Below are 22,957 nucleotides of genomic sequence, written 5' to 3'. Positions count from 1 at the left end.
GTGGTGGCACATGAGAGGGGGGTCCTGCGCCGGACGGATCCGGCGCAGGACATCAGCGCGCACGGGCGGATTCCGCCTCGATCAGGTCCAGGATCTGACGGCCTTGATCCACCAAGTACATGTGGTCGCCCGGGAATTCGGCATATCTGAATTCACCCGTGGTCGCCTTCTGCCACTCCTGTGCCTGCTCCGCGCTGACCAGGCCATCGGAAGCGCCACGCAGCGAGCAGATCGGCACCGAAATCGGTTCATCGGTGCTCGGCACGTAGTTCTCGTGCATTTCGCAGTCGGCCTGCAGCACGGGGAGAATCAGGTCACGCATCTCCGGGTGGTCCAGAGCCTCGTGCCTGAATCCCGCGAACTCCTCGACCCGGGCGAGGAATTCCTCGTCGGGCAGCCCGGTCGCCCGCCGCTCCCGCTGCGTCCACGGCCCCGGCGAACCACTGACGAACAGCCCTTCGACGCGCACACCGCGCGCGCTCAGCAGATGCACCAGTTCGTAGGCGAGCACCGCGCCCAGGCTGTGCCCGAACACCACGGTCCGTGCCCTGCCGCCGAGGTCCGCGACGATGTCGTCGACCGAGGCCTTGGCTGCTTCGAACACATTCCGGTACGGCGTCTCCATGATCCGCCGCTCCCTGCCGGGCAGCTCGACCGACGTCACATGCCACCGGTCGGCGGACAGCGCCCGCCACGGGTGGAAGAACGAAGGTCCTGCTCCGGCGAACGGCACGCACAACAGCGCGCTCCGCTGCCGGTCTTCCTCACGCACGCCGCCTTCTGTCACCCCGGCCGGTCCCATCAGTCACCCAGCTTCTGGGCGATGATCCGCATGACCTGGCCCGCTGGTTGTGGCATGTGCAGATCGTTGTGCGTGGCGTCCACCGAGTGCTCCTCGATCGAGCCGCGGACGAACGGGCGCCAGTCGGGCGCGTACGAATGGTCCTTGTCCTTCGTCGCGTTGAAGAACAGCAGGTCACCGCGGAAGACCGGGGATTCGAACTCGGCCATCCGGTTCAGGTTGTTGGAACCCACCCTCGACATGTTGTCCAGCAGGGAGTCCATGTTCTTGGTGTTCATGAACTGGCCGAAGACTTCCTCGAGGTCTCCCCTGTACAGCTCCGCCGTCCTGCCGGCGATGGCCTTGAAGCCGCTCCCCGCGTCGGAGCTCGCGGGCTGGGCGTCCAGGATGGCCAGGAGAGCGACCTCGTGCCCGTTGCGGTCCAGCGCCTCCGCGAGGGCATGCGCCATCGGGCCGCCGAAGGACCAGCCGATCAGGTGGTAGGGCCCCTCCGGCTGGACCTTCACTATCTGGCCGAGGTAGTCCTCGACCATTTCCTCCACCGACGCCGCCAGCGGCTCCACGCCGTTGGAGCCGCGGGACTGCAGGGCGTAGGCAGCACGGTCCACGTACGGCGCGAAGGTGAAGTACGCCCAGCCGAGGCCGCCCCCTCCGTGGAGGAACCACACCGGCGGTTTGCCCGTCTCGGGATCCTTGTTCAGCGGCAGCACGACATCGAACGCCTCGTCGTGGTTGCCGGGGATCCGGCCGGTGAGCACCAGCGCGCTCAGCTCGGCCACCGTGGGGTGCTGGATGATCGTCCGCAGGGGCATGTCCAGGCCGAACTCCTTGCGGATGCTGGCGCTGAGCCGGGTGGCCAGGAACGAGTGCCCGCCGAGCGCGAAGAAGTCGTCATCGATACCGATCTGCTCCACGCCGAGCAACTCGCTGAAGTAGGAGCACAGCTTCTCCTCGTGGGAGTTGCGCGGCCCTCCACCTCGCGCGGCCGTGGTGTGCTCCGACGGCAGCGCTCGCCGGTCGACCTTGCCGGCCGGGTTCAGCGGAAGTTCCCAGAGCGGCACCACCACGGCCGGGACCATGTAGTCCGGAAGGCGCCCGCGCAGGTACTCGGGCAGCTCAGCGAGGAGCGGCTCGATCGAGGTGGCCAGAGCGGGGGTGTTCGCGCGAGCCTGTCCGTTCCCTGAGCCGGGAACGAACCCTCCGCAGACGGCTTGCTGCGCGGTCGGCTGTCCGGGCAGGAGGATCGCGTCGAAGGCGTGGACGGCCTGGCCGGACCACGTGATGACCGCGTCCAGGCCCTGTTGCCGCGCCCATGCGGCGAGGTCCGCCGGGTCAAGTGACGTACCGGAAGGGGCTTCCGTACGCACCACCCCGTTGGCGATCGCCGCGGCGGCCTCCGCCACCAGGCGTGCGTTGGGTATCCCGGTCACGCGGACCGGGCCGCCCGCCCGCTCCACACGGCCGTCCAGGGCGCCCAGGTCGGACACCTCCCGGCCCCACGGCACCGTGGGCACTGCGGTCAGGTCGAGCACGTCGGCCGGGTCCTTGTGCAGGACGACCTCGTAGCGGTGGCGGGTCAGCGCGTTGTGCGCCCGCCCCGCCTTCAGCCGGATGTCGGCCCCGACGGATCGGTCCGCTGCCCATTGGGCGAACCACTGCGGGGCGACCACCAGCTCCCGCTCGGCCAGGAGCGCCTGCTCCACCAGCGCCCGCAGATCCTCATGAGAGGCGTACGGCTGCGCCGCACGCTTCTGCGCGGTCAGCAGAAGGCGCAGGGTGGTCGCGTTGCGGACGTCGCCGACGATCAGGCGGCCACCCGGGGCGAGGAGTTCGAGGGCCTGGTCCAGTACCTGGTCCAGGTATTCGACGCTGGGGAAGTACTGCACCACGGAGTTGAGGACGACGGTGTCGAATCCGCCCTTGGGCAGTCCGGAGACGTCGTGGGCGGCCTGGACGCTCAGCTTGACCCGGTCGCCGTAGCCGGCCTCTTCGGCCTGGGCGCGGACCCGGTCCACGACGGTGGCGGAGATGTCGGTGGCCCAGTACGCGTCGACCTCGCCGACGATCTCGGCGAGGAGCAGGCCGGACCCCGCACCGATCTCAAGGACCCGTCGCGGTGCGAACCGCAGCACCTGCGCCACCGCCGCGTCCCGCCACTGGACCAGCTGAGGGCTGGGAACCGGCTCGCCGTCGTACACCGACGTCCACAGCTGGAAGTCCTCGCCCCATGCCTCTTCGTCGGAATCGGCGTAACTCGCGTCGTGGACGCGGCGCCACTCCTCGACCTGGGCCTCGGGATCGGCCACCGCGGCGTCCGCGTCGGGCACCACATATCCCACCAGACGCTTCTCGCCCGGCTGGTCCTCGCGGACCACGACCGCTGCCTGTGCGACGGCGGGGTGTGAGGCCAGTGCGTGCTCGATGTCGCCCAGCTCGATGCGGTAGCCGCGGACCTTGACCTGGAAGTCGCTGCGGCCGATGTACTCGATCTGGCCGCCCTTGTTCCACCGCACCAGGTCCCCGGTGCGGTACATCCGGGTCCCTGAGGCGCCGAAGGGGCAGGCGACGAACCGGTGCGCGGTCAGCGCGCTCTGCCCGAGGTAGCCGCGGGCCAGGCCGGCACCGGCGATGTACAGCTCGCCGGCGACCCCCGGTGCGACCGGGCGCAGTGCCGCGTCCAGTACGTACACCTGGACGTTCCACAGCGGCACACCGATCGGCAGCCGGTCAGCGCCCGGCTCGTGCTGCCAGGCGGTGGCTTCCACCGCTGCCTCGGTGGGGCCGTAGTGGTTGTGCGCGGTGCAGCCGGGCAGCAGCTCGACGAGCTTGTTGGCCAGGGCGGGCGGGAACGCCTCGCCGCCGGACTCGATCCAGCGCAGGCTGGTGCACTCCTTGGCCGCGGGTTCGGCGACGAACGCGGCCAGCAGGGATGGCACGAAGAACGCGCTGGTCACCCGCTCGCGCTGGATCAGCTCGGCGAGGTAGGCCGGATCCTTGCGGCCGTCCGGGCGGGCGACGACCACGGCACCGCCGGCCTGCAGGCTGGCGAACATCTCCTGGATCGAGGCGTCGAAGCTCGCCAAGGTGGCGAACAGCATCCGGTCCTCGGCCGTGACACCGAAGTGTTCAAGGCCCCACTGCATCCGATTCATGATCGACCGGTGCGACACCGGCACGCCCTTGGGACCGCCGGTGGAACCGGAGGTGAAGATGACGTACGCGACATGATCCGCCAGCAGCGCCCGGCGAGCGGGGTTCGTCTCCCGGTAGCCGGAGACGTCAGGCAGCGCGTCGTCGAGGACCAGCAGCGGCTGGGCGCCCTCGAGCATGTGCCGCACCCGGTCCTCGGGCAGCTCGGGGTCGATCGGCACATACGCAGCACCCGACTTGACCACCGCGTAGATCGCCGTCAGCAGATCCACGGAATGCGGAATGGAGACGGCAACCAGCTGGTCGGGACCCGCGCCCTGCTCGACCAGCCAGTGCGCCAGCTGATTGGCGCGCCGGTTGAACTCCCGGTAGGTCAGGGTCTCCTGCTCGCCGATCACCGCGACATGCTCAGGGGTGCGCTCCGCCTGGGCCTCGAACGCGCCCGGCAGAGTCTCCTCGGCCACGGGATGCTCCGTGTCGTTGACACTCCGCAGCAACCGGTCCCGCTCCTCCTCCAGCAGGATCTCGGTCGAGCTGACCGGCGCCTGCGGGTCAGCGACCATCTGCTGCAGAACCAGCAGATACCGGGCGGCGATGGCCTCGACCGTGTCCCGGTCGAACAGCGCGGTCGCGTACTGGAGCTCGCCCCGCAGCTCCCCCGAGTCGTTCACGTCGAAGAACATGGTGAGGTCGACGAGGGAGGTCTGCGTGACGTGCTGCTCGAACTCCGCCTGGAGTCCGGGGAGTTCGAAGTCCTGCTTCTCGAAGTTCTGCCAGGCGAGCATCACCTGGAACAGCGGCTGGTAGGCCGTGTTGCGCTCGGGGTTGATCAACTCGATCAGTGTCTCGAACGGCACGTCCTGGCGCTCGTAGGCCGCCAGCGTCTTCTCGCGCACCTGCGTCAGGAGCGCGTCGAACGTCGGGTCACCGGAGAGATTCACCCGCAGCACCTGGGTGTTGACGAAGAACCCGACCAGGTCGGCCAGCGCTTCGTCGTTCCGCCCGGCCATCGGACCGCCGATGGTCACGTCGTCGCCGCCGCCCAGCTTGCCGAGCAGCACGCCCAGCGCGGCCTGCATGACCATCGACATGGTCATCCCGCGCTCGTCGGCCAGCTTCTGCAGCCCCTTGCCCAGCGCCTGCTCCCCCACGAAGGCGACGTTGCCGCCCTGGTGGTCCCTTTCCGTGGAGCGCGGGCGGTCGAGCGGCAGGTTCAACGGCTGGGGGACTCCGGCCAGTTCCTCGCGCCAGTACTCGGCCTGCGCGGCAGCAAGGCTGCCCGGGTCGCTCACATCACCGAGCAGCTCGCGCTGCCACAGCGCGTAGTCCTTGTACTGCACGGGCAGCGGCTCCCACTGAGGCGCCTTGCCCTCCACGCGGGCGGCGTAGGCGATGCCCATGTCCCGTGCCATCAGGCCGCCGGAGACGCCGTCCGATGCGATGTGGTGGACGAGCAGGACCAGCAGGTGGTCCTCGGGGCCGCAGCGGAAAAGGGTCGCCCGGAAGGGGATCTCGGCCGCCAGGTCGAACCGGTGGGTGATGAACTCATCGACCACATCGGACACGGCGTCGGGCGCCACGTCGACCACCGGCACCTGCACCGAGGCCTCCGCCGACGACAGGATCCGCTGGAAGGGCTCGTCCTGGTCGTCCGTCACGTACATGGTGCGCAGCGGCTCGTGCCGCTCGACCAGGTCACGGATCGCTGCGATGAGGGCAGCCTGGTCCAGGGCCCCGGTCAGCCGGAACGCCGGGGAGATGTTGTAGGTCTCCGCGCCGCCCTCCATTTGGTGCGTCAGCCACATGCGGCGCTGTGCGAAAGAAAGCGGAATCACTGGTCTCGCTCCTCGGTGATCATCCTGCGGAGACTGGGGCGAAGGGGTACGGCGGATGCCTCCGTCCACGCGGCGAGCGCGGATACCGTCGGCAGGTCGAAGATCTTGCGGATCGGTATCTCGATCCCCAGGTCGACACGGACCCGGTTGATCAGCCTGGTGGCGAGCAGGGAGTGCCCGCCGAGGTCGAAGAAGCCGTCGTCGATGCCGACCTTCTCCAGGTCCAGCACCTCGCCGAAGAGCTTGGCCAGCACCTCCTCGCGGGCGGTGCGCGGTGCCCGGAAGGACGTGGTGGGCGTGACTTCGGCGGCGGGCAGTGCCTTGAGGTCGAGCTTGCCGTTGGGGGACAGGGGAAGCCGGTCGAGCGGGACGTAGGCCGCGGGAACCATGTACTCGGGCAGCCGCTCGGCCAAGTGGTCGCGCAGGTCCTCCAGGGGAGGAGTGGCTCCGCCGGGATCAGGGACGAGGTAGGCGATCAGGTCGGGTGTGCGGTCGCCGTTGTGCTGGACCACGACGGCGGCCTGGGCGATGTGGGCATGGGTCGTCAGGGCGGCCTCGATCTCGCCCGGTTCGACGCGGAAGCCACGGATCTTGACCTGGGTGTCGACGCGGCCCAGGTGCTGCAGCTCTCCGTCCGGGGTGAGGCGGGCGATGTCACCGGTGCGGTACATCCGGGCGCCGGCGGCGCCATAGGGGTCGGGGACGAAGCGGTCGGCGGTCATGGCGGGCTGGCGGTGGTAGCCGCGGCCCGCGCCGGCCAGATAGAGCTCGCCCGGTGCGCCCGGCGGCAGCAGGTTCAGGCGCGGACCGAGGATGTAGGCGCGCACTCCGGGGAAGGGTCGGCCGATGGGCACGCCGTCGGCGTAAGGCTGCCCGGAGTCCAGGAGGTGCGCGGTGGCGTAGAAGGTCTCGCTGGGGCCGTAGCTGTTGATGACCCGTGCCTGCGGCCACAGTCCGCGCACCCGCTGTGCCAGGGCCGGGGTCAGCACCTCCCCGGAGATGTTCAGCGCCGTGGGGCTGATGCGCTCGCCGAGCTGGTCGACGAGTTCCGCGAAGGCCGACGGCACCGAGCAGATGACGTCGACGTCCCAGGTGTCGCGTTCGGTCAGTGCCAGCACGTCCCGGACGATCTCGACGCTGCCGCCCCTGGTGAGTGCGGCGAACAGCTCGAAGGTGGCGACGTCGAAGCCGAACGAGGCGGCGAGCAGCACCCGTCGGCCGGACTCCATCCCGGCCTGCGTGGCCATGGTGTCCACGGCGTTGACGACGGTGGTGTGGGTGACGCTGACGCCCTTGGGCACGCCGGTGGAACCGGAGGTGTAGACGACGTAGACGAGGTTTTCCGGCCGGGGCTTTCGCCGCGCCGCCGCCTTCGCGGCCTCCGCGGGGGCCGCCAGGTCGATGTCCTCGATGAGGACGACGGGCGTGTCCGTGGCCGGGACGACCGCCCGGGTACCGGCGTCGGTCAGCAGCAGGTGGGGCCGGGCGCCGGGGAGAATGTGCGGGAGCCGGGCCGCGGCGTAGGCGGGATCGACGGGCAGATAGGCTCCGCCCGCCTTGAGCACGCCCAGGAGGGCCACCGCCATGGTCGCCGTGCGCGGCAGGACGATGCTCACCACGCTCTCCGGGCCCACCCCGCGCTCCACCAGCGCGAGCGCCAGCCGCTCGGCGCGGGCGTCCAGTTCGGCGTACGTGAGCGACTCGCCCTCGGCGACCACGGCCACCGCCTGCGGGGTCCGGGCCACCTGCGCCTCGAACAGCTCGGTGAGCGTGACCTCACGGGCCGGGCCCGACGTGTCGTTCAACACGGCAAGCACCCGGTCGCGTTCGGCCGGCTCCAGGGAGTCGACCTGCGCGATCCTCCGCTCGGGGTCGGCGGCCAGTTGCCGCAGGACGCGGACGAGCCGGGCCGCGTACGTCTCGACCGTGTCCTGGTCGAAGGCGCCCAGCGCGTACTGGATGATGCAGTCGAGGTGCGGGGCGGCCGCCGCCATCAGGCACAGCGGGTAGTGGTTGCCCGCGGACGGGCTGAAGCCGTCGTAGGCGATGCCGCCCTCGGCGTCGGAGGCGGCGCTGAGACCGTCCTCGTCGACGGGGAACGACTCGAAGACGAACAGCGAGTCGAAGAGCGACTGCAGGCCGGTGGCCCGCTGGATCTCCGCGAGCCCGTAGTAGTGGTGGTCCGCCAGGCCGCTCTGCCGGCTCTGCAGCCGGGTGAGGAACTCGGCGAAGGTGTCGCCGGGCGCGTAGGTGACCCGCACGGGAACGGTGTTGATGAGCATCCCGACCATCGACTCGACGCCGGTCACCGCGGGCGGACGCCCGGACACGGTGGTGCCGAACACCACGTCCTTGCGGCCGGTGAGGTCGCCGATGACCAGTGCCCAGGCCCCCTGGACCAGGGTGTTCATGGTGATGCCCAGATCGGAGGCGACCCGGTCGAGTTCCTGCGCCACATCGCGCGGAATCGTGATGTCGACCTGGCCGCGGCCCTTGTCCTCCGCGGCCTCGAAGCCCGGGGCGAGCAGGGTCGGCTCCTCGAACCCTTCGAGTTCCGCCGCCCACACCCGTGCGGACTCCTCCCGGTCCTGCCCGGTCATCCACGCGAGGAAGTCGCCGTAGTCACGGGGCGCGGGCAGGCCGGACGCGTCGCCGTCGGCGGCGTAGAGCAGCAGGAGGTCCTGCAGGAGCAGCGGTGTGGACCAGCCGTCGTAGAGCACGTGGTGGGCGGTCAGCACCAGTTCGGGGCGCCCCGGTTCGAGGACGGCGAGTGCGAGCCGGATCAGCGGTGTGCCGTCCGTGTCGAAGTACGTGGTGCGGTCCTGCTCGAGGAACCGCTCGAACGCCTCGGTCCGTTCGGCCTCGGTGGCCGCCGTGAGGTCGAGGTGCTGCCACGGCAGGGACACCGTCTCGGGCACCACCTGCACCACGTCGCCGTCCTCCCGGTCGACGAACGCCGCGCGAAGGACGGGGTAGCGGTCGAGGAGTGCCTGACCTGCCCGGCGCATCCGCTCCGGGTCGACCTCGTCGGTGAGGTGGAAGACAAGCTGGATGTGGTACGGGTCGAACGACCCGCCGGCCAGCTTCGCCTGGAAGAGGATCCCGGACTGGGCCGGTGTCGCCGGCCACACCTCGGCCAGCTTGCCGAAGCGGTCCTCCCAGGCGTCGATCTCGCCCTGGCCCACCTCGACCAGCGGGGCGTCGCTCGGGGTCAGCCCGCCGGCCTCGGGACTGGTGGCGTGCCGGGCGAGGGCGGTCAGCGCCTGGACCCACAGCCCGGCCAGTTCGCTCACCTCCTCACGGGAGAGCACACCGGTGGGGAAGCCGAAGTAGGCGGTCAGCTCGTGGCCGTCCTGCGTGTCGGCGGCCACCGCGCTGATCTCCAGGGCCGAGAGGACCGGCATGTCCGCGTCCGGTGCGGCGATCAGGTCCTGGTGCGTGGTGTCCAGGCCCCAGCCGAGGCCGCGCAGTTCCGCGGGGATGTCCGCGCCGGAGGACTTGCCGAGGTAGTTGAACCCGATCCGCGGCTCCCGGGCCTTGGCCAGCGTGCCGGCGGTCCTGGTGTTCAGGTGGCGCAGCAGGCCGTAGCCCATGCCGTTGTCCGGCACCGCCCGCAGCTGCTCCTTGACGGCCTTGATCGCCTTCCCGGCGGCCCGGCCGCCGGCGAACGCGTCCGCCACGTCGACGCCGGTCACGTCCAGGCGTACCGGGTACATCGCGGTGAACCATCCGACCGTGCCGGACAGGTCGGCGCCGGGCACGAGGTGCTCTTCGCGGCCGTGTCCTTCGAGCCGGACGAGCGCCGAGTCCCCGAGCACGCCCCTCGTCCGGCGCCAGCGGGCCAGCGCCAGCGCGAGGCCGGCCAGGAGTCCGTCGTCGACGCCGCCGTGGAACACCGCGGGCAGCGTGTTCAGGAGGGTCTCGGTGACCTCGGCGGGCACCTGGATGCGGACGGTGTCCACGGTGGCCGCGACGTCACGCGCCGGGTCGAGCTCGCGCCGGCCGAGCAACGGGTCGTCCCCCGCGAGGAGTTCGGTCCACAGGGGCAGTTCCGCCTCCCGCTCCGGCGTGGCCGCCTCGTCGGCCAGGGCGTGCATCCACCGTCGCAGCGAGGTCCCGGTCTCCGGGGGCTGTGCGGTGTGGCCGTCCCGGACCCGCTGCCAGGCCGAGGCCAGCTCCGGGAGCAGGATGCGCCACGACACCCCGTCGACGACCAGGTGGTGCAGCACGATGAGCAGCCGGCCCGCTTCCGCGGGCGTGTCGGAGGTGAACCACACGAACTGCGCCATCACGCCCGTGGCCGGGTCGAGACGGTCGGCGGCCGCGTCCAGCTCGGCCTTCACATCGGCGTCGCCGTAGGGGACCTGCCGCACCAGCGCACCGGCGTTCACGCTGCCGGCCGGTCCTGTGCGCAGTCCCGGGTTGGTCAGGACGAGGTGGGAGCGCAGCACGTCGTGGCGGTCGAGGACCGCCTGCAAGGTGGCGACCAGTCCCGCACGGTCGATGTCCGTGGGCAGGGTCAGCATCGCCGACATGCACAGCCGGTTGATGCCGCCGCCGAGGCCGAGCATGTGCGCCGCCGTGGGCGGCAGCGGAGCCCAGCCGACACCGCCACCGGGCAGTTCGGGCAGGGTCACCCGCTCCTCTTCGGCCCGTCCCTCGACCAGCTCCGCGAGCCGGACGACCGTACGGTGCTCGAAGATCTCCCGGGTGCTGACCACGACGCCGCGCGTCTTGGCGCGCGCGACCACCTGGATGGAACGGATGCTGTCTCCGCCGCTGGCGAAGAAGTCGTCGTCGATGCCCACGTGTTCGGTGCTGAGGACATCGGCGAACACCTCGGCCAGCACCCGCTCCGCCGTGCTGCGCGGCGCCCGGTACGTGGCCCCCGCGAACTCCGGCTCGGGCAGTGCGCCCCGGTCCAGCTTTCCGCTCGCGGTGAGCGGCAGCTGGTCGAGCACCATCAGCTGGGCGGGCACCATGTAGTCCGGCAGCCGCTTGGCCACGAACCGCCGCAGCTCCGCCACCGAGATGTCGGTGTCCGGGGCGGCGTCGCCCTCCGCGGCGCCCACCGGCGCCACGTAGCCGACGAGCCGCAGTGTGCCGACGCGGTCCTCACACACCGTCACCGCGGCCTGGCTGACGGCGGGATGCTGGGCGAGGGCCGTCTCGATCTCGGTCGGCTCGACCCGGATGCCGTTCACCTTGACCTGGGCGTCGGCTCGCCCGGCGTACCTCAGCCGGCCGTTGTCGTCCCACTCGGCCAGGTCACCGGTGCGGTACATGCGCGTGCCCGCGGGACCGAAGGGGCAGGCCACGAACCGCTCCGCGGTCGCTGCGCCGCTCTGGTGGTAGCCGCGGGCGAGCAAGCCCGCGACGTACAGTTCGCCGGTCACGCCGGGCGGAACGGGAGCCAGTTCCGGCCCCAGGACATAGGCGCGCATGTTGGCGAGCGGCTGCCCGACCGGTATCGCGCCCGTGTCCGTCCACTGCTGCGGCAGCGTGAACGTGGAGGCGTAGAAGCTTTCGGTCTGTCCGTAGGCGTTGACGACCCGGACTCCGGGCAGGGCGTTGTGCACCTTGCCGACCAGGTCGGACGAGAGCGCCTCACCGGCGAAGACGACGGTTTCCACGTCGAGCTCGAGGCCGTCGGGGCCCTCGTTGCCGATCTTGTCGAGCAGGGTGGCGAACACTGCGGGCACGGCGCTGATGGTGGTGCCCGACCAGCTGCCGCGCTCGCCGAGTTCGAGTACGTCACGGACGATCTCGACGCTCGCTCCGGTGGTCAGCGCGGTGAATATCTCGAACACCGATACGTCGAAGTTCACGGAGGTGGCGGCCAGCATCCGGGAGCCGGCCTCGACGTGAACCACCTGACGCAGGTCCCGTACACCGTTGACCACGCTGGCGTGGGTGATGCCGACGCCCTTGGGAGTCCCGGTCGAGCCGGACGTGAACATCACATAGGCCAGATTGTCCGGCGCGAGTGACGTCTTGGGGGCGTCAGGTCCCGGAGCGTCCAGGTCCAGGTCGTCGAGGTGCAGTACCGGCGTCCGGCTCGTGGCCACCGTCTTCGCCGTGGCGCGGTCGGTGAGGACCAGCAGCGGCTTTGCCGTGTCGAGCAGGAGGTCGACGCGCGCGGCCGGGAAGTTCGGGTCGATCGGCAGGTAGGCGCCGCCGGACTTGAGTACGCCGAGGAGGGCGACCGCCAGGTCCGCCGACCGCGGCAGCGCCACGGCCACCAGGGCTTCCGGCCCGACCCCGCGCTCGCGCAGGACGGCGGCCAGCCGGTCGGCCCGGCCGTCCAGCTGCGCGTACGACAGGGAGGTCTCCCCGGACACCACCGCTGTCGCGTCCGGTGTCCGTGCCGCCTGAGCGGCGACCAGCTCCGGTACGGTCGCCTCCGGCGCCGGTGCGGTCGTGTCGTTCAGCTGCGTCAGCCGGTCCCGTTCGGCGCCGGTGAGCACGTCCACCGCGCCGAGCCGCGTTCCCGGGTCGGCGACGACCTGGCGCAGCACGCGTATGTAGCGGTCGATGAGGCGTTCGGCCGTGGCGTGGTCGAACAGTTCCGTGGCGTACTCGAGCCGTCCGTGAGCGCCACCGGACGCGTCCGGGACGAAGTTGAAGAACAGGTCGAACTTCGCGGTGCCGGTGCCCACCGGAAGGGGAGTCACCCGCAGATCCGGGATCTCGATCTCCGACCACGGGAACTGCCAGGCCAGCATGACCTGGAACAGCGGCTGGTAGGAGGTGACGCGCTCCGGTGCGAGCAGCTCCACCAGGCGCTCGAACGGAAGGTCCTGGTTGTCGTAGGCGGCAAGGGCCCGGGTCCGCACCTGCTCCACCAGATCACCGAACGACGGGTTCCCCGACAGGTCGACGCGCAGCACCCAGGTGTTGACGAAGAACCCGACGAGGTCGTCGAGTTGCTCATCGGCGCGCCCCTCGATCGGGCTGCCCATCGTCAGGTCGTTGCCGGCGCCGAAGTGGTGCAGGAGCACCGCGAGCACGGCCTGGGCGACCATCGGCGCCGTGGCGCCGCGGTCAGCGGCGAGCTTCCCGATCCCGGCGAACAGCTCCGGTTCCAGCTCGAAGTCGACGTATCCGCCCCGGTGTTCGTTCACCGTGGGGCGCGGCCGGTCCAGCGGCAGTTGCACCGGCTGTGGCGCTCCGGCCAGTTCCTTGCGCCAGTACTCCAGTTGGGCCGAGGTGACACTGCCCGGGTCCGTCTCATCGCCCAGGAGCTGCCGCTGCCAGAGCGTGTAGTCCTTGTACTGCACCGGAAGCGGCGTCCACCGGGGCTCGCCCCCCTGGCGGCGGGCCGTGTACGCCGACACCAGATCGCGCAGGAACGGCGCCATCGACGCCCCGTCGGCGGCGATGTGATGGAACACGAACACCAGCACGTGCTCCTGGGGGGCGACCCGCAGGACGGTCGCCCGCAGCGGGAGCTCCGTGCCGAGGTCGAAGGTCTCGCACGCGACCTCGTGCAGCGCGGCGTCCACCGCGTCCGCGGCCACGTCGACCACACGGACCGGGACGGCGGCCTCCTCGGGCGGCAGCACCCGCTGCTCCGGCGTGCCGTCCTCGTTCTCCGCGACGACCGTACGCAGACTCTCGTGCCGGGTGACGACATCCCGTACCGCCGCGGTCAGGGCCGCGGTGTCCAGGGTGCCCTCGAGGCGCAGCACGAACGGGCCGTTGTAGGTGGCGGAGGGACCTTCCAGGTGGTGGAGGAACCACATGCGACTCTGGGCAAAGGACAACGGGATCATCGACGCTTCTCCTAAACGGTCATCTGACGCAGCTGGGGCCGGTTCGACGTGGCCAGTTCATCGAGCCGATCTGCCAGTTGGGCGACAGTCGGATTGGCGAAGACCATCGTGACCTTCACGTCGATGTTGAGTTCGTTGCGTATGCGGCCGATCAACCGCGTGGCCAGCAGCGAGTGCCCGCCGAGGTCGAAGAAGCCGGCGTCGATGCCGACCTCCTCCACACCGAGCAGCTCGGCGAACAGCCGGCACAGGACTTCCTCTTTGTGGTTGCGCGGTCCGCGGCCGGCCGCGGCTTCGGCGTAGTCGGGTGCGGGGAGCGCGGCCCGGTCGAGCTTCCCGCTCAGGGTCTTGGGGAGCTCGGCCAGCGGCACGATCGCCGAGGGGACCATGTACTCCGGCAGTTGCTCCTGGAGCAGGGCCGTCAGGGCCTCGGTGTCCAGTTCGGCGGGGTCCGCCTTGCCGCCCGGCACCACGTACGCGAGCAGCCGCTGGTCACCGGCGCTCTCCTCGCGCACGACGGCCACCGCGTTGCTGACGTCCGGGTGCGCGGTCAGCACCGACTCGATCTCGCCCAGCTCGATGCGACGGCCACGGATCTTGACCTGGAAGTCGCTCCGGTCGACGTATTCGAGCCCGCCGTCCCTGGTCCAGCGCACCACGTCGCCGGTGCGGTACATCCGCGCGCCGGGTGCGCCGTAGGGGCTGGCGACGAACCGGTTCGCGGTCAGCACGGGCTGCCCGAGGTAGCCCCTCGCCAGCGCGGTGCCTTCGATGTACAGCTCCCCGGCGACTCCCGGCGCGACCGGGCGCAGGGCCGCGTCAAGGACGTAGACCCGGGTGTTCCAGATCGGCGCGCCGATCGGCAGCCGGTCAGCACCGGGCTCGTGCCGCCATGTCGTCACCTCCACCGATGCCTCGGTGGGGCCGTAGAGGTTGTGCGCGACGCAGCCGGGCAGCAGCTCGACGAACCGGTTGGCCAGCTCGGCCGGGAACGGCTCGGCCCCGACCTCGACCCAGCGCAGGCTGGTGCAGGCGCGTGCCGTGGGTTCTTCCACGAACGCCGCGAGGAGGGAGGAGACGAAGACCGCGCCGGTCACGCGCTCGCGCTGGATCAGCTCGGCCAGGTAGGCCGGGTCCCGGCGCCCGTCCGGGCGTGCGATCACCACGGCGGCGCCCACCTGCAGGGGTGCGAACATCTCCGGCATCGACGCGTCGAAGCTCGGGGCCGTGCTGAACAGCACCCGGTCCTCGGCCGTGACGGTGAAGTGCTCCAGGCCCCACTCGAGCCGGTTCATGATCGACCGGTGTGACACCTGGACGCCCTTGGGGCCGCCCGTGGAGCCGGAGGTGAAGATGACGTAGGCGACGTGGTCCGGCAGCAGCGCACGCTCCGGGTTCGTCTGCGGATATCCGGAGACGTCCGGCAGGTCTTCTTCGATGACCAGCAGAGGCTTGGCGCTGTCGAGCATGTGCCGCACCCGGTCCTCGGGCAGCTCGGGGTCCACCGGCACGTACGCCGCGCCCGCCTTGACCACCGCGCAGGCCGCCACCATCAGGTCGACGGATCGCGGGATGCGCACGGCGACGGGCTGATCAGGGCCCGCGCCCTGTTCCACCAGCCAGTGGGCCAGCTGATTGGCACGCCGGTTGAACTCCCCGTACGTGAGCGTCTCCTGCTCACCGACCACGGCGACGCGGTCCGGGGTGCGCTCCGCCTGGGCCTCGAACGCGCCCGGCAGGGTGTCCCCCGACACCGGATGCGCCGTGTCGTTGACCTCCTCCAGCAGCCGCTCCCGCTCCTCCTGCGACAGCACCTCGATCGCGCTGACCGGTGCGTGCGGGTCCGCGAGTATCTGCTCCAGGACCCGGACCAGGCGGGCGCCGACGGCCTCGGCCTCGGCGAGGGTGTAGAGGTCCTTCTGGTAGTCGAGGGAGAGCCGCAGATAGGGGTCGGCTGCGGCGAGGGCGAGCGCGTAGTGGGCGCCCGCGATCGGCCGGATGGCATCGATGGCCAGTCCCGCCGAGGTGTTCGCGTCGACCATGCCCTCGCGGTCCATCGGGTAGTTCTCGAACCCGATGAACGTGTCGAACAGGGCGGGCAGTCCGCTCTCGCGCTGGATGTCGGCGAGGCCGTAGTAGTGGTGGTCGAGCAGTGTCATCTGCCGGTTCTGCAGCTGGGTGACGATGTCGGCCACGCTGTCGTTCAGCTGCCAGAACACCCTGATCGGGAGGGTGTTGATGAACAGGCCGACCATTTCGTCGGAGCCGATCAGGTCCGGCGGGCGGCCGTTGACGGCCGCGCCGAAGACCACGTCCTGCCGTCCGGTCAGTTTCGACAGCAGGATCGCCCACGCGCCCTGCACGAGCGTGTTGAGCGTGACGCCGAGTTCCGCGGCACGCCCGGCGAGTTCGCGTCCCTTGTCGATCGACAGGGGTACCTCGATCTTGCCGATGGCGGACGCGCCGTCCTGGACGGAGGCGTCCGGAGCCACGAGGGTCGGCTGGTCGAATCCGTCGAGCTCGGCCTTCCACCGGGCGGCCGACGCCTCACGGTCGTGGGTGGACAGCCAGGTCAGGTAGTCGCCGTAGCTGCGGACCGGGGGAAGGTCGCCGGTGCCGGCGTACAGCCGGATGACATCCTTGATCACCAGCGGCGACGACCAGCCGTCGAAGACGGTGTGGTGTGCCGTGATGACCAGCTTGGCCTGCTGCGGTCCGCAGGTGATGAGCCCCAGGCGGAACAGCGGTGGCCGGGCGGGGTCGAGCCGGTCGGCCCGGTCCTCGGCGAGGAAGGCGTCCAGCGCCGCGTCCTGCTCGGCCTCGCTCTGACCGGTCACGTCGATGTGCCGCCACGGCAGGGCCACGTGTTCCGGCAGGACCTGCACCGGGTCGCCGTCGGCCGTGCTGCCGAACGCGGCGCGCAGGTTGGGGTACCGCTCCAGCATCGCCTGTCCGGCCGCCCGCATGCGTGCCGCGTCCACCTGTCCGGACAGGTGCAGCACCAGCTGCATGTGGTAGACGTCGTAGGAGTCCTCGGCCATCGCCGCCTGGAACTGGATGCCGGACTGTCCGGGGGACTGCGGCCATACGTCGGTCAGCCGGCCGTAGCGCGTCTCCCATGCCTCGATCTCGTCCTGCTTCACCACCACCAGCGGGGCGTCGGAGGGCGTGAGCCCGCCGGTCCGCGGATGGGTGGCGTGCGCGGCCAAGCCGTGCAGCACTTCGACCCACAGCTCCGCCAGCTCCTGGACCTGCTCACGGGAGAGCACGCCGGTGGGGAACATGAAGGCGGTCTGCAGCCGCGGGCCGTCGGCGCTGCCCGTGGCGAGCGAGTTGACCTCGAGGGCGGACAGCGCGGGCTGGTCCTCGTCGAGTGCCGGGATCAGGTCGGCGGACCAGGACGCGGGACCCCAGCCCTGCGCGCGCAGGTGCTCGGGCACGTCCGTGTCGGAGATCCGGCCCAGGTAGTTGAACCCGATCTGCGGCGCCCGGTACTCGGCGAGCTGCTCGGCGGTCTCCGGGTTCAGGTGACGCAGCAGTGCGTAGCCCACGCCCTTGTCCGGGATCTGGCGCAGCTGCTCCTTGACCTGTTTGATCGCCGTTCCGGCCGCGGGGCCGCCCGCCAGCACGTCGGCCAGGTCCGCCCCGCCCACGTCGACGCGGGCCGGGTACATGCTGGTGAACCATCCGATGGTCCGGGAGAGGTCGGCGCCGGGGACGATGTCCTCCTCGCGGCCGTGGCCTTCCATGCGGACCAGGGTCGAACTCTGCGTACCGCGCCAGCGGTTCACCGCCAGGGCGAGGGCGGCGAGCAGCACGTCGGTCCCGGTGCTCTTGAACGCCGCGGGCAGCTTGGTCAGCACCGCCTCGGTGACGTCGGCGGGCAGCTGCACCCGCACGGTGTCGACCGTGGACATCACATCGACCGCCGGGTCGAACGCCCGGCTGCCCAGCGGGGAGTTGGGGGACTCGAGCACGTCCTGCCAGTACGCCAGCTCCGCTTCCCGCTCCGGGGTGAGTGCCTCGTCCTGGAGCGCAAGGGCCCAGCGGCGGGCGGAGGTGCCGACCGAGGGCAGCTCGGGCGTCCTTCCGGCGTGGACCTGCTGCCATGCCTCGGCGAGGTCCGACATGAGGATCCGCCAGGAGACGCCGTCCACCACCAGGTGGTGCAGCACCACGAGCAGTCGGCCCGCACCCGAGCCGGTGGCGAACCAGACGAACTGGGCCATCGTCCCGGCCTCCGGGTCGAGTCGCCCGGCCGCCTCGTCCAGCTCCTCCTTCGCCGACCGCAGCGAGGACGGCTCCTCCCAACGGCCGTCGCAGGCAACCCTGCGGGTCAGGTCCACCGCCCGCACGGCGCCCGGCGGACGGACATCCAGGAAGGGGTCGTCGCCGCGCACCAGCCGGGCGCGCAGCAGATCGTGCCGGTCGAGCACGGCGTCCAGCGTCGCGGCGAGGCCGTCCTCGTCGATGCCCGCGGGAAGCTCCAGCGCCATCGCCATGGCGAACCGGTTCATCCCGCCGCCGTGCTCGAACACCTGCCGTGCCACCGGCTGCAGGGGCATCGTGCCGACGCCGCCGCCGGCCTCCTCGGCGAGCGTGGGCACCTCGTCCTGACGGTCGGATGCCACCTCGGCGAGACGGGCCGCCGTGCGGCACTCGAAGATCTCCCGCGTGGTCAGCTTCAGGCCGCGGGCCCGGGCCCGTGCCACCACCTGGATCGACCGCAGGCTGTCGCCGCCCGCCGCGAAGAAGTCGTCGTCGATGCCGACGCGCTCCACGCCGAGCACGTCCGTGTACACCGCGACGATGATCGCCTCGGTCTCCGTGCGGGGCTTGCGGTAGACCTCGCCCACGAACTCGGGCTCCGGCAGCGCCGAGCGGTCCAGCTTGCCGGTGGGCCCCAGCGGCATCCGGCCGACGGTCACGAAGGCCGACGGCACCATGTAGTCGGGGAGCCGCGCCGCCACGAACCTGCGCAGCTCGGCGGCCGAGGCACCGGCCAGCACGTCCGCGTCGCCGACGCCGCCGGCTCCGTTGTCGGGGACGGCGCCGTCGCCTTCGTGCACGACGTACGCGACGAGCTGACGCCCCCCGGAGGGCACCTCACGGCTGATCACCACCGACTCGCGGATGCCGGGGTAGAGCTCGCACACCGCCTCGATCTCGGAGGGCTCGATGCGGAAGCCGCGCACCTTCACCTGGCCGTCGCTCCTGCCCAGGCACTCCAGCTGGCCGTGCGCGTTCCAGCGGGCCAGGTCGCCGGTGCGGTACATCCGTTCGCCCGCCGGGCCGAACGGGTTCGCGACGAAGCGCTCGGCGGTCATGCCCGGGTGGCCGTGGTAGCCGCGGCCCACGCACGTCCCGACCACGTACAGCTCACCGATCACGCCCTGTGGCACGGGGGCGAGGCCGGGGCCCAGCACGTAGGCGCGCATGTTCCCCAGCGGTGTGCCGATGGGCGCGACCTCGCCGTCCGTCCACTCCTCGGATGCCGCGAGGGAGAAGGTGGTGGCGTAGAAACTCTCGCTCTGCCCGTAGGAGTTGACGATCTGCACGCCGGGGAGGGCCTCACGCACCTGCCGCACCAGCCGGGCCGGGAGCACATCGCCCGCGAAGACGACCGTGCGCACGTCGGTGGTCTTCTCCAGGTGCTCCACCAGTTCCCCGAGCACCGAGGGGACCGCGCTGATCACCTGGCCGTCCCAGCCGTCCCGCTCGCCGAGCACCAGCGCGGAGGACACGATCTCGGCCGTGCCGCCGGTGGACAGGGTGGTCAGGAGCTCGAAGACCGAGACGTCGAAGTTGACCGAGGTGCCCGCCAGCATCCGCGACCCGGGCGGCGCGTCCAGGACGCGCACCAGTTCCCGCACGCCGTTGACGACACTGCGATGGGTGATCGCGGCGCCCTTCGGCTTGCCCGTGGAGCCGGAGGTGTACATGACGTAGGCCAGGTTGTCCGGCGCCAGGGGCGAGACCCGGTGGGCGTTGTCCAGGACTCCCTCCGGTGCCTCCCACTGCGCGCGCAGGTCCACGTTGAGGCACGACATGTCGTTGTCCGGCAGGTCCTGCCACGTCGCGGTGTCGGTGACCACGAACCGCGGAGCCGCTTCGGACAGCACGCTCTGTGCCCGCCCACTGAGGTACTGCGGGTCCATCGGCACATACCCGGCACCGGACTTGAGGATCCCGAGCAGGCCGACCGCCAGGTCCTGCGTGCGCGGCAGCGCGAGCACCACCAGGTCTTCCGGTCCGGCACCGCGCCGGACCAGCTCCCAGGCGACGGCGTTCGCCCGGTCGTCGAGCTCCCGGTAGGTCAGCGTGCGGTCGTCGCACGCGATCGCCGTGGCGTCCGGGGTCCTCGCCACCTGCTGTTCGAACAGCTCGGGGACCGTCAGCTCGGACACCGCCGTGGCGGTGTCGTTGAACTCGGTGAGCAGCCGCTCCCGCTCGGCCGCGTCGAGCACGTCGACGCCGCCGATCGGGCGCTCGGAGTCGGCCACGAGCTGGCCAAGGACGCGGACGAACCGGTTCGCGAGGTCTTCGACCGTGCTCCTGTCGAAGAGGTCGGTGCGGTACTCAAGCCGGCAACCCGCCCCGCCCGTGTCGTTCGGGACCAGGTCGAAGAACAGGTCGAACTTGGCTGTGCCGGTCTCGAGCTTCGCGACCTGGAGGTCGAGGCCGGGGAACTGCATCGCCGGCACTTGTTCCTGCCAGGCGAGCATCACCTGGAAGAGAGGGTTGTACGCGGTGGACCGGTCCGGGTTGAGGAGCTCGACCAGCCGCTCGAAGGGCAGGTCCTGGTTGTCGTACGCGGCCAGCGCCCGCTCCCGCACCCGCTGGAGCAGCTGCGCGAAGGTCGGGTTCCCGGACAGTTCGACGCGCAGCACCCACGTGTTGACGAAGAACCCGACGAGGTCCCGCAGTTCCTCATCGACGCGACCCGCGATCGGTGCCCCGATGGGCACGTCGTCACCGCAGCCGACGTGGTGCAGAAGGACCCCCAGCGCGGAGTGCATGACCATCGACACCGTGGTGTCCGCCTCGGCGGCCAGCTTCTCGACCGACCGCAGCAGGTCGGCATCGATCGAGAACGGGACCATGTCGCCGCGATGGCTCATCGCCTTGGGACGCGGGCGGTCCGTGGGCATCGCCAGCGGCTGGGACAGGTCGGCCAGCGTCTGCCGCCAGTACTCCAGCTGCCTGGCTCCCAGGCTCTCCGGATCGGACTCGTCGCCGAGCACGTCCCGTTGCCACAGCGTGTAGTCCGCGTACTGCACCGGCAGCGGCTCCCACACCGGGGCGCTTGCCTCCGTGCGGGCCACGTAGGCCGTGTTGATGTCACGGAACAGCGGGCCGAACGACTCCCCGTCCACGGCGATGTGGTGCATCACCATCACCAGGGAGTGCTCGCGCGGTCCGCTCCGCACCAGCCTGGCGCGGATCGGTATGTCGGCGGCCAGGTCGAAGGTCCGGGTGGCGAACTCGTCGACAGCGGCCGCCCGCTCGGCTTCCCCGGCGACCTCGACCACCGGCAGGCCGAACGGATCCTGCCCGGATGACAGCACCTGCTGGTGCGGGACCCCGTCACCGTCCTCGACGATGACCGTACGGAGGATCTCGTGCCTCTCGATGACGTCGCGCAGCGCCAACTCCAGGGCACTGACGTTCAGTTCACCGGTCAGCCGCAGGGCGAAGGCCCCGTTGTAGGTCGGCGACGGGCCTTCGAACCGGTCCACGAACCACAGTCGGCGCTGCGCGAACGACAACGGAATCATTGAGTCTCCAAGTGGGCGGGGTCTGTCGGGGAACAATCCGCCGGTCAGCCCTGATCGAGTACTGTCAGGAGTTCGTTGCTGTAGAAGTCGTCGAAGGAATAGGCACCCGACACCGTCGAGAAGTAGCGGTCGATCAGGTCCTGGTTGCCGACCAGCTTCTGCACCATCTCCGTGTGCCGCTCGGGCTTGAGCTCGGCGACGTTGAGCGCGCCCTGGTAGAAGCTGTAGAACTTGTCGTCCAGATCACGCTCGTAGCGCCTCAACGCCGCCGTGAGCGCCTCTTCGTCGTGCAACTGATCCCCGATGTGGCCGGTCAGCGACTGGACCTGGAGGAAGGCGTCGGTGATACCGCGAGCGGTGATGGAGTCCTTGTGGTGCACGGCGTCGCCGAGCAGTACCCACCCGGGCCCGTAGGCCTTGCGGAAGTAGTTCTCCTGGGCGCCCGTGCCGTACATCTGCTCCACGCGCTTGCCCTCGGACATCCGCCCGTACAGCTCGGGAGCCGTCGTACGGACAGCTTCGAGGTAGGAGGTCTCCACCCCCACGGAGCGGACCTGCGAGAACTCGCTCTGCGGGAAGTAGGTCATGATCAGCGTGAGGCCGTCATTGGTGGGGGCGAGGGCGATCCAGCGGCCCGGCCGCTCGTACAGCTCGAAGTTGGCCGGGACTCCCTCCCAGTAGCTGTAGTAGGCGCAGGTCATCCGCGGGCGCTCGACGACCTTCGGCGCACCGACCTTGCGGGCCACCAGCGAGCGCATGCCGTCCGCACCGACGACCAGTCGCGCACGCTCCGTCGCCTCGGCGCCGCCGGGCGTCGTGTACCGCACGCCGACGACCCGGTCACCCTCGTAGAGCAGGTCGTTGACGGCACACGACTCGCGGAACTCCACGCCGGCGGCCACGGCCCCGCGCGCGAGGATCGGGTCGAGCACGAAGCGCCTGGGCGCGTACGTGGTCCGATGGCCGTCGACCGGCAGGGAGAACCCTTCCAGCCGGACACCGAGCGCCTCATAGCTCTGGTGGTTGATCGGCCGGCACCCCGCGTCGCGGAGTTCGTCGAGCAGCCCCCATCGATCGAGCAACGCCACACCCGGCTGGTGGATGTAGTGCGAGGACAGCGTGTCCTGCGGGAACTTCGCTTTCTCGAGCAGCAAGACGCGATATCCCTGCCGAGCGAACAGCATGGCCGCCGGCGAACCCGCACAGCGGGCACCGATGACAATTACGTCGTACATGGCGGCACCTCTCGTACCAGATTGGATTCAAAGATCCCAACGGCCGTAGCCGAGAGAGTAAATGCGGTGGAGCACGGTCGACGCAGCGAGTCGGCAGCGGGTCGACGGAAGAGAATGCGGAACCAATCCGGCCTCGAGTTACAGCACAACCGAATCCATGGATTCGATGTACGCAGATATCGAAGCAACCGTCGGGTTGAGGTACATCCGGTCCATGGCGACCTCGACTCCCAGCTCGTCGATGAAGGCGATCTGAATCTTCGACATGATCACGGACTGGCCTCCGACGGCGAAGAAATCGTCATCGAAAGAAATGTCGTCACGCTGGAGTTCCCGGCACCATATGGCGCGCACCCTATCGGCAATCATCACAGTCCTCTCG

General features: G+C 70.4%; 6 protein-coding genes. All 6 read right to left on the bottom strand.

What is annotated here, in order from left to right; genetic code table 11:
* Window positions 1–52: 52 nt before the first annotated feature.
* Window positions 53–802: a thioesterase II family protein gene (locus AC07AG_RS41365; protein WP_478762168.1), complete on the bottom strand. Its 750-nt coding sequence runs from the start codon at window positions 800–802 to the stop codon at window positions 53–55.
* Entirely contained in the window at window positions 802–5,787 is a 4,986-nt protein-coding gene (locus tag AC07AG_RS41360) for a non-ribosomal peptide synthetase (RefSeq protein WP_478762166.1), read from the bottom strand. The genes AC07AG_RS41365 and AC07AG_RS41360 overlap by 1 nt, the downstream gene beginning before the upstream one ends.
* A complete protein-coding gene (locus AC07AG_RS41355) occupies window positions 5,784–13,562 on the bottom strand; it encodes an amino acid adenylation domain-containing protein (protein ID WP_478762164.1) in 7,779 nt (2,592 codons plus the stop codon). The genes AC07AG_RS41360 and AC07AG_RS41355 overlap by 4 nt, the downstream gene beginning before the upstream one ends.
* Window positions 13,563–13,573: 11 nt before the next feature.
* Window positions 13,574–21,340, bottom strand: coding sequence for an amino acid adenylation domain-containing protein (locus AC07AG_RS41350; protein ID WP_478762162.1), 7,767 nt, complete (start codon window positions 21,338–21,340; stop codon window positions 13,574–13,576).
* Window positions 21,341–21,384: 44 nt separating this feature from the next.
* A complete protein-coding gene (locus tag AC07AG_RS41345) occupies window positions 21,385–22,575 on the bottom strand; it encodes an NAD(P)/FAD-dependent oxidoreductase (RefSeq protein WP_478762161.1) in 1,191 nt (396 codons plus the stop codon).
* Between the two features lie 138 nt (window positions 22,576–22,713).
* Entirely contained in the window at window positions 22,714–22,944 is a 231-nt protein-coding gene (locus tag AC07AG_RS41340; RefSeq protein WP_478762159.1) for a phosphopantetheine-binding protein, read from the bottom strand.
* Window positions 22,945–22,957 lie beyond the last annotated feature (13 nt).

It is taken from the genome of Streptomyces sp. NPDC044044, assembly GCF_056434405.1.
This window is presented reverse-complemented; position numbering and strand designations above follow the sequence as displayed.